Raw genomic sequence first — 16,801 nt, 5'->3', positions numbered from 1 at the left:
TATTTAAGAAAATATTCTTGAAGATCATAAATTCCAAGGATATTTTCTGGATTTTATTCCTTTAACTATATATATGTTTTTATGATAAATTTAAATTGAAAATTCTAGTAAGACAAGTATCTGATTAAGGCTAAGATATAAAAACTTAACTTAACAACGATAAATTTTGATTAAGTTTCTACTTTAATAAGATAAGCGTCTTGGTTCTAGATAGTATTAGAACAGAAAAAATTTATATATGTAATTAATTAAATGCCGGAAGAATTAAAACTTCCGGCATTTAATTTGGTGGTAGCAGATATTATGTTGGTTTAAAGCCAAAGTTGTCAAACACTACTTGTGCTATATCCCAATTAATAAAATGCTATCCGATATTTATATTATAGATTATGAGTAACAGTAAGATATTAACACGTTTTCATATCATTTAAAAGAACTTTTCTCTTAAATTTTATTTGTAGGGATACAACATTATATTGTTTTTAAAATAGTTACTTTAAATATACAATTAACTCGAAGCAAAACCTGTAAAGGATTAAATTTGAATAATAAGAGGCTTTTAACAATGTATTGAATAATAGATTTCGTCATTCGAAGGCTATGATTTCTAATTACATAATGTAATATCATATCAAATATAATAGGGGGAAATATTAATGAAAAGAAAACTTATATTAAGTAAATTAACGGCAAGTGCAGTAGCATGTACAATGTTTGTTACAACTTGTGTTACATCTTTTGTGTCAGCGTATACTTCAGCTTATGGGGCTACAACTTCAAATGCAGTTACAGAGAGGGAAAAGAAAAATGCTAATCTTTCAATGAAAGCAGCAACAGAGGGAATGGTGCTATTACAAAACAAAAATAATGCACTACCAATAGTATCAAAGGGGAATGTAGCCTTATTTGGAGGTGGAGCTATTAAAACTCTAAAAGGTGGTGCAGGTGCTGGAAATGTAAACGAGAGATATGATGTAAGTGTAGCGGATGCACTTGAAAAAGCAGGATATAATATAACAAGCTCTCAATGGTTAGATAATTATCAAAAAACTTTTGATCAAGGTCAAGCAGATTGGAATGAAAAAAATAAAAATAATCCGTATAAAGATTACTTGGCACCATATAATTTGCCAGATTATAATTTAACAGACGATGATATAGAAGCTTCTTCTAATGCGGATACTGCAATTTATGTTATAAGCAGAATGTCTGGTGAGGGAACTGATAGAACTGGGAAGAAGGGAGATTATTATTTAACTGATGAAGAATATGCAAATATTAAGAAGATGGCTGAATCTTTTAAAAATAGCATTGTATTATTAAACGTTGGGGGCATTATCGATACAAAATTTGCAAGAGAAATTCCAGAGTTAGACTCAGTTCTTCTAATGTCTCAAGCAGGAATGGAAAGTGGTACGGCAGCAGTGAAGGTATTAGATGGTGAAGTAACTCCTTCAGGAAAACTTACAGATACATGGGCTGAAAACTATAGTGATTACCCATCTTCTAAAACTTTCAGCAGCAATGATAAGAACACTGATCAAGAAGATTATAAAGAAGATATTTATGTTGGATATCGTTATTTTGATAGCTTTAATGTAAAGCCTGCTTATGAGTTTGGATATGGATTATCATATACAACTTTTAATATGAATGTAGTATCTGTAGAAGCTGATGAAAAGCATGTTACTGTAAAAGTAAACGTTAAAAATACTGGAAATTATTCAGGAAAAGAAGTTGCGCAAGTATATTTCTCAGCACCTAGCGGAAAATTAGATAAGCCATATCAAGAATTAGCTGGTTATGGTAAGACAGACTTGTTAGCACCAGGGCAAAGCCAAACAATTACAATAAGTTATGATACATCAGAGATGTCTTCTTATAGCGAAGATGATGCTGCATATATTATGGAAAAAGGTAACTACATTATCCGCGTAGGGAATAGCTCAAGAAATACACATGTGGGAGCTGTTTTAACATTAGATGAAACTGTAACTACAGAACAGCTTAGCAATCAAATGAAGACCGATAAGAGCGTACAAGCTTTATCAGATAAAGGAGTTACACCTTATTCATATGCAGAAGAAGGCAATGAAATAGCAAATGCACAAAAAATCCAATTATATTCACAGGCATTAGATCTAATTGACGGTAATAATGAATCTAAATATGATGATGAAACAGTTACAACTTATATTGCAAATGATGCTGGTAAAAAGGAGACAACAACAGATGCGGCCGCTAATTATAAGGATGTAGAAACTGATGAAACAATTGATGAGAATAAGAATAGCACATTAGATAATGTTTCCAATGATATGAATATAGAGAAGTTTTTATATGTAGATAATGTAGACGATACGTCCGCATTTAAATATGATGATAATGGAGCTGCTATATTTGATGTAAGTAATAGCGATGAAACTCAAAGTAAAAGTATTATGGAAAATAAGACTCTAAAAAATAGTGTTGACAATATAGAAACTCCTTCATATAAGGAAATAAGAGAAAATATTGATGTGAAAAAAGATGCTACATTATATGATGTTTATAATAAAGATATAACTATGGAACAATTTGTTGCTGGTTTATCGACTGAAAAGTTGGCTAACATAGTTAACGGTATCGGGACAGCTGTATCACAAACACCAGTTGTTGGAGCACAATCAAATGCTGTTGCAGGTGGGGCAGGGGAAACTACAGGAGACTATTATGAAACTGATGGGATTCCTAATATTGTTTTAGCAGATGGACCAGCAGGACTTCGTCTTACAAAGCAATATGATAAAGATGGGAAGACATGGTATCAATATGCTACAGCTTGGCCGATTGGTACGTTATTAGCTCAGACTTGGGATCTTGATCTTATGGAAGAAGTTCATAATGCAATAGGAGACGAAATGGTTGAATTTGGAGTCACTCTTTGGCTTGCTCCAGGTATGAATATCCATAGAGATCCTTTTTGTGGACGTAATTTTGAATATTATTCAGAAGATCCATTTATAACAGGTACTATGGGATTAGCGGCTACAAAAGGTGTACAATCTCATCCAGGTATTGGTGTAACAATAAAACACTTCGCTGCTAATAATCAAGAGAACAACAGAAATCTTGTAAATGAAACAATTTCAGAAAGGGCTTTACGAGAAATTTACTTAAAAGGGTTTGAAATGGCAATCAAAGGCGGACAACCTATGTCGATTATGACAGCTTTCAACAAGATAAATGGAGTATTTGCAGGAGCAAACTATGATTTAGTAACAGATATTGCACGTGGTGAATGGAAATTTGATGGAGTTGTAATGACTGATTGGTATTCAAAAGCAAAACCTGATGAATCTATGCATTCAGGTAATGATTTAATTATGCCAGGAGCTACTCAAGACGCTATAATAAAAGCAGTATCTGATTATATACCTGCATTTAATGAAGATGGATATGTGGCTAGTAAAACAGTATATGATTATTATGGAAAAGGAACTTCTGTGGAACAATGGAATGACTTTACTCCAAGCTCAGATGGAGATACAACTATATCTACTATAGTTAAGAAAGGAATACCTTTAAATGACAAGGTTATTGAAATGATTAACGACGGAAAGGCAAGTGTGGAATTTGCTAAAAGTGATGCCGAAACAACAATAGAAACTTCGTTTGATAACGTACAAGCGTTATTAAATACAGCAGCATCAACAGATGATACAACAACATCGCCAGCAGGAGATGAAACAGCATCAACAGATGATACAACAACATCGCCAGCAGGAGACGAAACGGCATCAACGGATAATACAACAACATCGCCAGCAGGAGACGAAACGGCATCAACAGATGATACAACAACATCGCCAGCAGGAGATGAAACAGCATCAACAGGCGATACAACAACATCGCCAGTAGGAGATGAAACGGCACCAATTGGTGATACAACAACACAGCCAACAGAGGAACAACCAGAGATAATACATCCGGCAGAGATAGCGACAACTACAGATGCAGCAGTAGAAGTTACTTTAGATCCAATGACTGATACTTCTCGTGATAGGATTGTTACTTATTATGGAAAATACGTAGATAATAATACAATTTACTTAGGAGATCTTCAAAAATCTGCTATGAATGTATTAAATATAATCATGCAATCAACTCAATTTGAAAAAATGTATAAAGATAAAGGTGTAAAGGCTAAATCCTATACAGAAAAATATAATGATCTTAAGAATTATATGACATTTGATAAAGGTGAAATCACAAAAGATGAAAATGGATCAGGAAATAATGGGTCAAGTGGTAGCTCGTCACACCACCATAGCAGCGGTTCATATAGCACTAGTGGTGATACATCAACAACTTCTAATTCAAACAATGCAAACTCCAATGATACAACAGCTAAAAATAAATGGAGTAAAAATTTAGATGGTACTTGGTCATTTGTAAACTCAAATGGTGAAAAAGCTACTGGATGGGTACAGGATGGTAACAGCTGGTATCATTTGGATCAATCTGGAAATATGCAAACAGGATGGCTTAAAGATGCTGATGGATCATGGTATTACTTAAATAATAATGGTGCTATGACTACAGGATGGTTTAAGGATACTGATGGAAAGTGGTATTATCTAAGTGATAATGGATCTATGAAAACAGGCTGGCTAAAGGATATTGATGGAAATTGGTATTACCTAGATAATAATGGATCAATGAAGACAGGCTGGTTAAAAGATGCTAATGAAAAATGGTATTACTTAAATACTAATGGAGAGATGGCAGTTGATACAGTAATAGATGGTTATACAATAGATAGCAGTGGTTCATGGATTTCTTAGAAATAAAATAATATTTTTTAAATAGGTTCATTTTGTGGGGAATTCCCTACATGATGAACCTATTTTTAATACAGACTGCATTGAAATGTTATGTTAATTAGATAATAAATATTTAATTAATTAAAGAATGATAGAAATAAAAATACAAGTCATCATACGTATGGTGAGTAGTAAGCACTAAGGAATTTTATAGTCATTTATTGATCGATATGTCCAGAATTAATTGAATATAATATTTATCGTGGTTTTTAGTGTGGATTTTGGAAAGAAGTTAGAGGTTTAATAAGAATATAATATTTAAGAGAGAAATATTGATAAAAGAATCATAATGTTAAGATATATTAAAATAAAGTAGGTTCACAAAAATTAATATTCTATGAACCTACTTTATTTTGATATATAAAAGAAAAGACTATATGCTTTTTTATATTAAATTTAAATATGCTATTATTTTCACGGCTCTATTTGATTAATAAATAATGCCAATTCAGTTCTGCTACTTAATTCTAACTTCTCGAATATATTTGTTAAATAGTTCTTAACTGTACCTTCTGTTAGAAATAGAGTATGGCAAATATCCTTGTTACTATTGCCTTGGGCAACAAGTTTAGCAACGTCCATTTCTCTTTGGGTAAGCAGTTCTAATTTCTTTTTTTGTTTATTGATTATCCTAGGATTTTGCTTGTCAATAGACATTGAATTAAAAGCTCTAATTAATTTTGTAGTTACTGCAGGATCAAGAAGGATATCACCGTTGTAAGCCGCCTTTATGGCTTTAATTATATCATGTGATCTTGCATCTTTAAGTATGTATCCATCAGCACCATTCCTAATCCCTTGTAATACATATTCATCTTCATTAAAAGTAGTTAATATTATTACCTTTATATTGTTATACTTTTCCTTAACAATTTTAGTAGCCTCAACACCATTCATAAATGGCATTCTAATATCCATAAGGATTATATCCGGCTGTATTTCTTGGAGAATTTTTAGCAATTGTTTTCCGTTTTCTGCCTCTTTTAGAATGTTTATTTCATTATCTAAACTTAAAATAATTTTTAGACCCTCTCGTACAATTTGTTGATCATCAACTAATACAACATTTATCATATTTAATAATTACCCCATTTCTCCTATATTGGAATAAAGAGTTTTATACCAAATCCTAAGTTGTTATGGCTAAAATAGGATATTTCACCCCCTAAGGAATTTATTCTATTTTCAATTCCATTTAGTCCATTTGATTTAAGTACATTGTCGCAACCTATACCATTATCAGTAATGATAACTTTTACATTATCGATATTTTTTATGATTTCTATATTAATTTTTGTTGCATTACCATGCTTCAAGCTATTAGTTATAGACTCTTGTATTGTTTTGTATATTGAAGTTTTTAAAATCGGATTTAAGCTTTCAATATCTGTACTTTTAGTGTAAGTAATTTTTAGGTTACTAAATAAATAAAAATTATTAATTAGTTGTTCTAGTGATGCATTTAAATCCTGTACTTCAGGTTCTGACTTGAGCAAATCAACTGTTTTCCTTAAATCATTAATACCTGCTCTTGCTATTTTTTCAGATTGCGCTAATATTTCTTCTAATTTTAAAGGGTTAGTAGTACAGATATTCTTAGCAAATTCCAGATGCATAACTAAAGCGACGAGGGAATGGCCTAATGAATCATGTAGTTCATGAGAAACTCTAGTTCTCTCTTTAGAAATAGCAACTTCTTCTATTTCTAAAGAGCACTCTTGAAGTTTTACATTAGCTAATCTTAACTTTTCGTTAAGCTGTTTTACTTCTTTTGATTCCATCTCAAGTTTTCTTTTATTGTAAAGCATTCCAAAAATGCTTAAATAAGATAAAAGACCAAGAATGAAAATTAAAAAATAACTAATTGAATTAAGATTATAAGATTTCAAACCAATAGCGTAGAAAGACAAAAGTAATACATGTATTGGGATAAAGAATTTTAACATATTTCTTTTAAACTGAAAAATCTCAAATAAAAAAGAGTAATAATAAAAATAAGTACTAATCCCATCTATAGTAAAGATTAGTATTGAACTAGTGCATAGACTAAAAAATAGTGATATATGTACATATTTAGTATGATCTTTAAATCTTATATTTCTAAGATAATCATTAGTTATAATTATAGTTGCAAAAACAAATAATAAAATCATAATTAAAAGAGAGTTTTTATACCGGATGTAGATATCTGTTAATATTGATAAAAATAATATGGACTTTATAATCAGAAGATAGTTTCTAAATGTTAGCATTTTTTAATATCACCCATTTTATAATAAATATATGTTTTATTATACCATTATTTTTAATGTAAAATATATGACTAAAGTAATATGAATCTCAGTAACTAAAGTAACTATTATTACCCATAATTAAAATATAGAATTCAATTATGGGTAAATTACTAATATATTCTACAAATATATTATATACAAATGCGAAATTGTTGATTAAATGGGGGATTCTAAATGGATGTAAAGCTACTAAGGTATTTTGTTCAAATATGCAAAGATAAAAGTTTTTCAAAAGCTTCTAAAAATCTTTATATTACTCAGCAAGGGTTGAGCAGAGCTATTAAGAACCTGGAAGAATATGTACAGGTTCCATTATTCTACCGTAAGATTAATGGAGTTGAAGTGACAAAGTACGGAGAATATTTAGAACAGCAATCTATGAGTATTTTAAATCAATTTGATTTGTTTCTAAGTGATATAAGTCAAATGAATGATCTTGAGTCGCAAAAACTATCAGTCGGTTTTTCATTAGGAGTACTGGATGCATTATCTACAGATTTGATTTCAGATTTTAAGAAAACGTATCCGCAAATTCAATTAGATATATATGAAGGTCCAGATTATTATTGTGAAGAAGCTGTTTTAAAAGGTGATTTAGATATAGCATTCACAATTGGTCCTATAAATAAATCAAAATTTCATTCGAAAGTTGTCAAAACACAACATCCATGTGTTCTTATAAATGAAAAAAATCCACTTTCTAAAAAGAGTAAGATAAATTTCGACGATTTAAAGGATGAAAGATTTATTATTACAAATCAAAATTTTAAAATATATCATAATTTTATTAGTAAATGTAGACAGGCTAATTTTCAACCTAATATTGTTTTTAGTACTACTGAAATTCACATTGTTCACAAACTTAGTCGTCTTAATAAGGGACTTGGTATTAGTATTGACTTTGTTGTAATCGATATCAATTATCCTAATGTTCGCGCGATCCCTTTTGCAGATGAAACTTTTGTATGGGAGATAAATTTTATACATCGAAAAGATTACTTTCTATCAGGGGCTAGTAAAATGCTCTTAGACTATGTAATGAATTATTAAATTACCAGGAAGAAATATGATAAACAAATATTATAATACAATATTTATAAAATATAACGAAGTTATACAAATTGAACATGTTTTATAAGCTAGAGTATTATTAAAGATTCCAAACTTCGACGGATATTTTCACTATTTTTAGAAATGCTTAAAAATATAACTGGAAATTTATTTTCCAGTTATATTGATTATAAAACATTAAATTCCTATAAAATTATTTGGTTCGCTTAAGCTAATAATTTAAGATAAATTTCGACGAAGTAAATTTTTAGAGTACATATAATTACATCAAAAATAGTGAATTTCACTGAAGATAGATTAAAGGTTTTATTCCATAGTTAAAACAGCTCTAAAGTGAACCTTAGCAGTCATCATTTTTTCATACGCTGAATTTATTTGTTCTAGTGGAAAAGTTTCAACTATTGAGTGTACATTTGTTAGAATACTAAAATTTATAGTATCTTTTCTGGCATTAGCATCTGTGGCTAACCATCCTTGTATACTTTGTCTTCCAACCAATAATTGATTAGGAAAGATTTGAATCGGATCATTTATTCCAGCAACAATTATTATTTTTCCATCAAATCCAAGACCACTTAAAAGTTCTGATACAGCCTTGCTGCTTGGAGCAGTTATGAGGATAACTTTAGCTCCCCCCAATTTTTGAAGTTCCTTTGCTGCATCTTGTTCTTCAGTAGCTATAAATATGTTAGCTCCTAATTTTTCAGCAAGTTCTTTTTTATCTGATCCCCTTGAAATAGCAACAGTCTTAAAGCCCATATTCTTAGCATATTGGATAGCTAAATGACCAAGGCCTCCAACGCCTTGTATTGCAACTACATCTCCAGGATTTGCACCAGAATTTTTTAAAGCATCAAAAGTAGTCACACCAGCGCAAAGAAGAGGTGCACCTTCTACTTCATTTAATTCTTCTGGTATACTTACTAATTCAGAAGAAGTAGTTACCATGTATTCAGCGAAACCTCCATCATATGTTATACCAGCAGGCCAGCCTACACCAACACGTTGTCCTAATTCATAACCAGTAACATCTGAGCCAATCTTGTCTACAACACCTATAATTTCATGACCAGGGATACGAGGGTATGAAAGCCCAGGATAATTACCTCCTTCTTTTACTAATGCATCTCCATGGCATACACCACAAGCTAGAATTTTTATCCTTACTTGATTTTTAGTTGGTTCTGAAATTTCCGTTTGTATTAACTCAAAAGCTGAGCCAGGTTTACTTACTTGAATTGCTTTCATTAATTTCATAAAAAACACATCCATTCTTTTAATATTGTATTTAATATATACTGCAACTTAAGTTCATACAGTAAATAAAACATTAATTGTCTTTTTACCAATGTAAATAAGAACTTATCATTGAAGCAGATTATTTACTTTGAGTATCAGTTTCTTTATCTAATATTTTCATCATTTTAGCAGAAAGATCAGAATGTATTTTATAGATACTGTCATCATATTTTTCTGGTCCATTAATTTCGAGATTTTCATAATATTGCAGTTTTAAATCAATTATCCCTAGATTTTTATTTATTTCCTCCTTTTGGGCTTTTAAAATTTTTTGCTGCAATAATAAAATTTCTTTTCTAGATGGTACGCTCGAATATCCATCAAAACACATATTGACATAGTTTTTAATATATTTTATAGACATACCAGTTGCTCTCATGCATCGTACCATTATTAACTGTTCCAAATTTAAATCACTATATTCGCGGTTTCCATTTTTGTCGCGTGCAATTTCAGTTAGTAGACCTTCCTTTTCATAATAGCGAAGGGTATGTTTAGACATATTAAGTTTTTCTGTAATTTCTTTTGTTGAATAACTCATTCTCTTCACCTGCCAACTTTAATATAAGCTATAGAGTGAACTCTATAGCAAGTAATTTTTTATATTATACCATGTCTTTTTTTACAAATCGCATTCCCATTGGTCAGAGCTTCAAAGTATTTTTAATCCGACGAATGCGTCATTTTGGAACATTGAGCTTGATAGGGAAGAGTAAATTTATTTTAATCAACTATTTAAAATTTGTACCACTCCATGACCACCGTCAACTATAACTTTATCTCCGGTTTTAAGCTTTGTAGTAGCATTGCCACATCCAACAACAGCTGGAATACCAAGCTCTCTGGCTACTATAGCAGCATGGGATAATGGTGCTCCAATGTCAGTAATTATTGCTGAAGCCTTAGGAAAAAGAGGTGTCCATCCAACATTAGTAGTTGACGCAACTAAGATTTCGCCTTTTTTTAGGTTTTCTCCTTCTTCAGGATTTGTTAAAATACGCACAACTCCTTCAATTTTTCCTGATGCTCCTGCAAAACCTTTAAGAGTTTCAGAATCTTGTGTAGTAATAGGCATAGATTCATCATAGTAATCAACTCTTCTATTAGAATTTTTTACCCATTTAAAGGGATCAAATCTTCCGCGAATAATTGATGGTAATGGTGGAAGTGATTTATATTTTTCATAATTTCCCTTTCTAACCGCAATATGATTTACGGCGAAGTCATTTCCTGAAAGCAAATCTAAAACTTCATTGATGTAAAGAAAAAAAATATCATTTCCTATGCCTGTAAGTTCCCCAGCCTTTAGTGCAAAAGCACGATTAACTCTAAAGGCTCTAGTCCATTCCGAACGAACAGACTCTCTAAGACGAGCTGCTTCAGCCACCTTTACAATTTTCTTTTCAAAATGATTAGCTTCTTTTGGGAAGTTTTCTTTCAATCTTTTAAGAGCTTCTTCATATTGATCATGTTGTTTATTAAGAAGATTTTCTACATCTGTGTTTGAATTCTTAAATTCTTCTATCTGCTTTTCAAGCCAAGTTTCATCTTCTCCAGGATGAGGTATGGATAATTCAAACTCATGTGGCCCACGATGTCCGTATTTCATTCTGTATTCTTCACGATTCATTTCTCCAGTTATAATCTTTGATATACCAATAATAGGTCCAAGGCTCTCGAGGGATGAATCTCCTCTAAAATTAGACATAAGTGTATTTGTATCTTCAATTCCTGCTACTTTTATTAACTCATCCTTTAATTTATTAGCTATGACCATTTTTCTTCCACCAGCAAGTGCAATCCACAAAGCCTTAAAATTAAAAGGTAAAATTTCAGTTTTCCATAGATCGATTAATTCTTCTTTTGTCTTTACTTCTTTAATAGTTTCAGTCATCCTTCTACACAAATTCGGAGATTCATTCAAATGCTCTGGAATTTCCTTAGAAGCTTTAATAATATTTTTTAAACGATGCTTTAATTTTGGAGCCATCCCTTTTATCAAGCCTAGCTTTGAAAATGGATAAATAGGAATTTCTATTTCTTCAGGCATTTGACCAAAGACTTCACTCATTGTTTTTATTAGACTCTTAATATCTTTGCCGAAGGCAGGGTATAAAGACAATGCATAACTGATGTTTGTATATGCTCTTCCACAAATGTTGCCTGAAAATAAATAGTATCCAGGAATAGTCATTTGTTCTTCATCTAAAGCCCTTATTATAGACCAGCTTAGGGGAGTGAAAACATCAGACATTGCTTCTCCAACATTAGTATTAGTCCATAGGAAATCCCCATCCAAAGTATCGTTCCATTCATATGTATCAGGATTACCAGTTATTAATGTTGTAATAGGTCTTGCTTGTAATATATACAATTTTCCATTTGATACTGCCCATTCAATATCTTGATGAGTACCATATTCTATTTCAAGTTTAGATGCATATTTATATAACTCTGAGGCATATTTCTTAAATTCAGGGGGGCCCTCATATTTTCTTTTGGGCCTCATAATATTAAATGGATATGCATTTGCTTCCCCTGATACAAGCTGTTCTCCTAATCCAAATACAAAATTACCGGTCATGCTCTCGTGACTGCCTGTAATTGGATCAGCAGTAAATAATACTCCTGAAATTTCAGACTGTATCATAATTTGAATTACTACCGCTATCTGATGAGATTGATCCATTCCTTGGACTGAACTGTATGCTTTTACTCTTTCTGATTCTCTTGAGCTAAAAACTTCATATATTGCGCTTTGGATTTCTTCATCTGTCTTAACATTTAAAACTGTTTCAAATTCTCCTGCAAAAGAAGCTTGAGCAGAATCTTCACTTAAAGCAGATGATCTTACTGCAAATAAAACACTTTCATTATTTTTTCTAATTTCTTTCAAATAATGTTTGATTTTATTCCAAGCATCCTGATTAAGAATATTCTCCTTAAAAGCTGATGGTAAAATCACAAATCCGTCAGGAACAGGATATCCTGCTTGAAACATTTTTGATAACATACATCCTTTTCCACCTGCAAGTGATTGGAGTTCAGGGGTTAATTCTTTAAAGCTTTTGATCATATCTAACATTTTAATACCTCCTTTTAAAACTTAATACTTATTTATAAAAACAACTTTTAAGCATTTCTGTATAGGCTTCTGCTTCAATAAAAGCCTTATCATAATTAATTTGTTTTGAAGATGATGACTTTGCCTCTTCCAGAACTTTTGTATTAAATCCTTGAAAGGACCATATAACAACGTTTATTGCCTTTTCTATATCTATGCCATCTCTAAATTTAGATAAATCTATACCATCAAATACTCTTTTTGAAGCGCTTTCTAATTCTTCTTTATTTATCACATTTAAATCATTTTCTATATTACTTGATTTTTCCATATTTACAGCTTCAATGAATTTAAGAATTTTAGGATATTTATTCAATAATTCTGCTTTAATCAGATGGATTTGACGTAACCTAACGAAAAAATCTCTTTCCTTTAAATCAATCTTTTTGTAAAATTCAGTCATGCTAACATCTATGCAATAATCATATAAAAATAAAAATAATTGCTTCTTATTTTTAAAATAGTGAAATAATAACCCTTTAGATATACCAGCCTCTTTAACAATCTCATTTGTAGAGGCATTCTCATAACCTTTCTCAGCAAATTCATTTATTGCTGCATTTAAGATACGATTTTGTTTTTCTGAATCTAAATTTAAAAATTTCGATACCACAGTATTACCTTCTTTCAGATCTATGTAAGATTAATAAAGAATTTTATATAGATATTTGTGCTATTAAGTTATGCTCATTACTTTAGTAAAATATTATTATTGTAATTTAAGTAGTAAAAAAATAATTCTTTTTATTATTTAAGAGGATTATAACTCTATTGACCAATGCGGTCAATGAATAAATTTAATACTTAAAAGTAAAAAAATTGTATTATTGCTTAATAATATAATTAGTATTAAGGGGAATTTAAAAAGATGAAGTGATACTGGGAGAGAAATAAGTTCTAGTTAATAGATTTCTTTCTATTATTAAAAGTTACCTCTTTCATTTTTTGCAACATTAAACAACTAAAAAGAATAGGTTAAATCTATGATAAAAATGATACTGAAATTTAAATTTATTGACAATAAGATATATTGTATATATTATTAAGTAGAGGTCTACCTAATTTGAAGTGAGGATGATAAATAATGAAGAATAGAAACTGGGAATACCCGTATGATTTATTTATAAAGAGCATTGCTCAAAAGATGAGATATACAAATGACGAAAAATTAAAGGAATATGATCTTACTTCACCTCAAGCTTTATTGTTGGAGCTTATTGAAAGAGAAATAAGGCACGGAAACGAGATAACTCGCAAGAATTTAGAGAGTGTTATGAATTTAAAAGGTTCATCTATAACTAATCTTTTAAATGGATTAGTTAGAAAAGGTTGCATCATACGTAGTGCTGGGATATCAGATGGGCGTACTTTTCAAATCCAAGTTACTGCAAAAGGAAAAAATATATTAACAGAAATGGAAAAGGTTTTTGAAGAAACTGAGGAACAGTTATTAAAAGGCATGTCACAAGAGGAGAAAAAAGTTTTTTTGGATCTACTTATTAAAGCTTATAAAAATTTATATGAAGAGTTTGATTAATAATAAAAAGCAAATTGCTGCTTTTTATTTAGATAAGTATGTAGAAGTCTACGTATTTTTTATTTTCTATGAAGCTTTGTTTTATTACTATTAAATATATTAACTAACTTTGAAAAAATTAATTGTTTATAAATTAAGTTATGCAAATACTTTAAAGAGTCCTAAGTTAACTCTCATTTAACAAAATAAGTAGAAGTCTACATATATCATTAAATATGATATCAGATATTTTAAATTAAGACATTATAAGCAGTAGGATTAAATTTATTAAGATAGGAGAAATAATTATGTCAAAATATATGAAAATTTTAAAAGAATTAAATAAAGATTCATTGCTTGAAGCAGGAGGAAAAGGAGCTAACCTTGGAATATTAATAAATGCTGGACTTCCTGTACCACCTGGATTTGTGGTTACAACAAGTGCATATGATGCTCATCTTGAAAGATCTGGTCTTAAGGAGAGAATAACAAAAAGGCTTGAAAAGATTAAGGGACAAGATATTAATGAAATATCAGAGGCAAGTAAAGATATCTCATCATGGATTGAAAAAGCTCAAATGCCTCTTGAGATTCAGAAGGAGCTAAACATAGCTTTTGACGGTTTGTATAAAAAAATGGGAGCAAGTGAAAAGATGTCAGTTTCAGTACGATCAAGTGCAACGGCTGAAGATTTACCAACGGCTTCATTTGCAGGCCAGCATGAGACTTATCTTGGTATCTATGGAAAAGAAAATGTCATTAAACATGTAAAAAAATGCTGGGCAAGTCTTTGGTCATCGCAGGCAATAAATTATAGAATAAGTATGAATTTTGAGCATCTTAAGGTGGATCTTGCAGTTGTAGTTCAGGCAATGATAGATTCAGAGGCGGCTGGGGTAATGTTTACTGCAAATCCTGTAAATGGAAAGAGAGATGAAATATTAATAAGTGCAGGCTATGGGCTTGGTGAAGCAGTTGTTAGTGGTTTAATAACTCCGGATTCATTTGTTTTAAGCAAAAAGGGAGACATAAAAGAAAAGAATCTTGGCTCTAAAGAGATTAATATTAAATTAACTAAAAACGGAATTGTTACAGAAAAAGTACCTGATTCAAAGAGAAAATCCTATTGTCTAGGATCAAATGAACTTAATCAGCTTACAAAACTAGCAGAGATTGTTGAAAAACATTATGGTAGTCCCAAAGATACAGAATGGGCTCTTTCTGAAGGTAAGATATATTTACTCCAAGCAAGACCAATTACAACAATGGATGCTGAGGGGGAGGATTTTAATATACTTGAATCTGAGGATAAAATAATTTATCAAGGCAAAAGGGCAGCTTTTGGTCTTCAAAGTGTAATGGAACATAGTCCATATCCACACACTCCTTTGGATTTTGCATGTTTTACTCATTTTTATCAGGGGATATATACTTCTTTCTCCGAAACAGGATTTAAGATGCCTAAGGAGCAAAATATACCAGTAGAAAGAGAAAGTGGATGTGTGTCCCTAAGTTATCAGGCACCATCAATATCTCCATCTATAATTTGGAAAGCTCCTAAATCAGCAATCAATAGTTTATTTAAAGATACAAATATTCTATGGCAGGATTTTTCAAGAGAAGCTAATGAGTGGATTAAGAGGATGGATACTGCGAAAAAGAATACAAACGATTCAGAGAAGCTTATAAAACTTATTAAACAGGGGCTGAAAGAATACGAGAATTTTGTTTATAAAAGGTTTTCTTTAATTGATATGCCTAGTGGAATTACTGAGTTTAAGTTTAATAAGTTAATTAAAAAAGCTGTAGGAAAGGAAATGTTTGAAGAGGTTAAAGAAAATCTTCTTAGAGCTTTGCCTTTTAGAACTGCACTTCAGAACAAAGAAATGATAAAGATAGCACAAACAGCAGCCATGAATGGAAAAGGTGGCCAAGCATTCAAAGATGCCATTGAGAATTTCTTGAAAGAATATGGGGATAGACCTTCTATAGGTGCTGGACGTATGATATCACCTTCTACATGGAGTGAAAAACCTGAAATGATAAATGAAATTATTGATGCATTATTATGCGATGCCTCTATACTAGATTCGGAAGAAAGTTTTAAGAAACAGGAAGAAGCCTATAAAGTTGCAAAAGACTTAGTAAAGAAAGGGCTAAAATATGATAATTATAGAAAGTTTACTAAAATTCTAGAGAGAATAAGGTATACGGTAATAATCAGAGAGGAAAGTGTATTTTACTTAGAAAAAATAGCAGGTTGTTTGCATAGAATGGCTTTAAAGCTAGGAAGCCTTTTAGTTGAGAAAGATTATATTAATGATGCAGAAGATGTATTTTTCATTTTTCTTGAGGAACTTAATTCAGTGGCAGAAGGCAAGTTAAATATAGAAGAAAGATTAAATAAAAGAAAGAAAGCTTTTGATAAGGTTTATGAGGCCCATGAAAAAGGTGTGCATTGGTTAGTAGCTACAGGGTCAATTCCAGTATTTGAGTCAAAGGAAAAAATTAAACAAGATAAGAGCGAAGATTGTAATTCAATTAAAGGAAGTGCTGCAAGTCGTGGAGTATATGAAGGTTCAGTATGCATAGTAAGAAATCCTTCTGAATTTAAAAAATTGAAAAAATGATA

At 30.9% G+C, this 16,801-nt stretch carries 10 protein-coding genes; 4 read left to right on the top strand and 6 right to left on the bottom strand.

Annotation, left to right across the window (positions count from 1 at the left end; translation table 11 throughout):
• Positions 1–656: 656 nt before the first annotated feature.
• Complete coding sequence (locus KEC93_RS19480; protein WP_077868439.1) at positions 657–4,826, top strand: glycoside hydrolase family 3 protein; 4,170 nt, start codon at positions 657–659, stop codon at positions 4,824–4,826.
• A 453-nt stretch (positions 4,827–5,279) separates the two neighbouring features.
• On the opposite strand, the gene KEC93_RS19475 is transcribed toward KEC93_RS19480, so the two are convergent.
• Entirely contained in the window at positions 5,280–5,939 is a 660-nt protein-coding gene (locus KEC93_RS19475; RefSeq protein ID WP_077868440.1) for a response regulator, read from the bottom strand.
• 23 nt (positions 5,940–5,962) lie between these two features.
• Positions 5,963–6,646, bottom strand: coding sequence for a sensor histidine kinase (locus KEC93_RS26605; protein WP_238892917.1), 684 nt, complete (start codon positions 6,644–6,646; stop codon positions 5,963–5,965).
• A 687-nt stretch (positions 6,647–7,333) separates the two neighbouring features.
• Here KEC93_RS26605 and KEC93_RS19465 point away from each other — a divergent pair.
• The gene (locus KEC93_RS19465; protein WP_012060028.1) at positions 7,334–8,209 is read left to right on the top strand and encodes a LysR substrate-binding domain-containing protein; all 876 of its coding nucleotides are present in this window, start codon (positions 7,334–7,336) and stop codon (positions 8,207–8,209) included.
• Positions 8,210–8,536: 327 nt separating this feature from the next.
• On the opposite strand, the gene KEC93_RS19460 is transcribed toward KEC93_RS19465, so the two are convergent.
• The 4 genes from KEC93_RS19460 to KEC93_RS19445 form a co-directional block, all read right to left on the bottom strand.
• Positions 8,537–9,487, bottom strand: a complete 951-nt coding sequence (locus KEC93_RS19460; RefSeq protein WP_077868442.1) for a zinc-binding dehydrogenase — start codon at positions 9,485–9,487, stop codon at positions 8,537–8,539.
• A gap of 121 nt (positions 9,488–9,608) precedes the next feature.
• On the bottom strand, positions 9,609–10,070 hold the full coding sequence (locus tag KEC93_RS19455; RefSeq protein ID WP_077868443.1) for a MerR family transcriptional regulator: 462 nt from the start codon (positions 10,068–10,070) through the stop codon (positions 9,609–9,611).
• A gap of 186 nt (positions 10,071–10,256) precedes the next feature.
• Positions 10,257–12,614: a PEP/pyruvate-binding domain-containing protein gene (locus KEC93_RS19450; protein WP_077868444.1), complete on the bottom strand. Its 2,358-nt coding sequence runs from the start codon at positions 12,612–12,614 to the stop codon at positions 10,257–10,259.
• A gap of 28 nt (positions 12,615–12,642) precedes the next feature.
• Positions 12,643–13,266, bottom strand: coding sequence for a TetR/AcrR family transcriptional regulator (locus tag KEC93_RS19445; RefSeq protein WP_077868445.1), 624 nt, complete (start codon positions 13,264–13,266; stop codon positions 12,643–12,645).
• Positions 13,267–13,737: 471 nt separating this feature from the next.
• Here KEC93_RS19445 and KEC93_RS19440 point away from each other — a divergent pair, with 471 nt between their 5' ends.
• A complete protein-coding gene (locus KEC93_RS19440) occupies positions 13,738–14,190 on the top strand; it encodes a MarR family winged helix-turn-helix transcriptional regulator (RefSeq protein WP_077868446.1) in 453 nt (150 codons plus the stop codon).
• 287 nt (positions 14,191–14,477) lie between these two features.
• Positions 14,478–16,799 carry a PEP/pyruvate-binding domain-containing protein gene (locus KEC93_RS19435; RefSeq protein ID WP_238892919.1) on the top strand — a complete coding sequence of 774 codons (2,322 nt, stop codon included), beginning with the start codon at positions 14,478–14,480 and terminating at the stop codon, positions 16,797–16,799.
• The last annotated feature ends 2 nt before the right edge of the window (positions 16,800–16,801 follow it).

The sequence above is a fragment of the Clostridium beijerinckii genome, assembly GCF_018223745.1.
Lineage (GTDB): Bacteria > Bacillota > Clostridia > Clostridiales > Clostridiaceae > Clostridium > Clostridium beijerinckii.
The sequence above is the reverse complement of the archived record's forward strand: the minus strand, read 5'-3'. Positions and strand labels throughout refer to the sequence as shown.

Excerpts from the sequence above, each read along its gene's own strand:
- KEC93_RS19480 (WP_077868439.1), top strand. The coding sequence starts at position 657 with ATGAAAAGAAAACTTATATTAAGTAAATTAACGGCAAGTGCAGTAGCA.
- KEC93_RS19475 (WP_077868440.1), bottom strand. The coding sequence starts at position 5,939 with ATGATAAATGTTGTATTAGTTGATGATCAACAAATTGTACGAGAGGGT.
- KEC93_RS26605 (WP_238892917.1), bottom strand. The coding sequence starts at position 6,646 with ATGGAATCAAAAGAAGTAAAACAGCTTAACGAAAAGTTAAGATTAGCT.
- KEC93_RS19465 (WP_012060028.1), top strand. The coding sequence starts at position 7,334 with ATGGATGTAAAGCTACTAAGGTATTTTGTTCAAATATGCAAAGATAAA.
- KEC93_RS19460 (WP_077868442.1), bottom strand. The coding sequence starts at position 9,487 with ATGAAATTAATGAAAGCAATTCAAGTAAGTAAACCTGGCTCAGCTTTT.
- KEC93_RS19455 (WP_077868443.1), bottom strand. The coding sequence starts at position 10,070 with ATGAGTTATTCAACAAAAGAAATTACAGAAAAACTTAATATGTCTAAA.
- KEC93_RS19450 (WP_077868444.1), bottom strand. The coding sequence starts at position 12,614 with ATGTTAGATATGATCAAAAGCTTTAAAGAATTAACCCCTGAACTCCAA.
- KEC93_RS19440 (WP_077868446.1), top strand. The coding sequence starts at position 13,738 with ATGAAGAATAGAAACTGGGAATACCCGTATGATTTATTTATAAAGAGC.
- KEC93_RS19435 (WP_238892919.1), top strand. The coding sequence starts at position 14,478 with ATGTCAAAATATATGAAAATTTTAAAAGAATTAAATAAAGATTCATTG.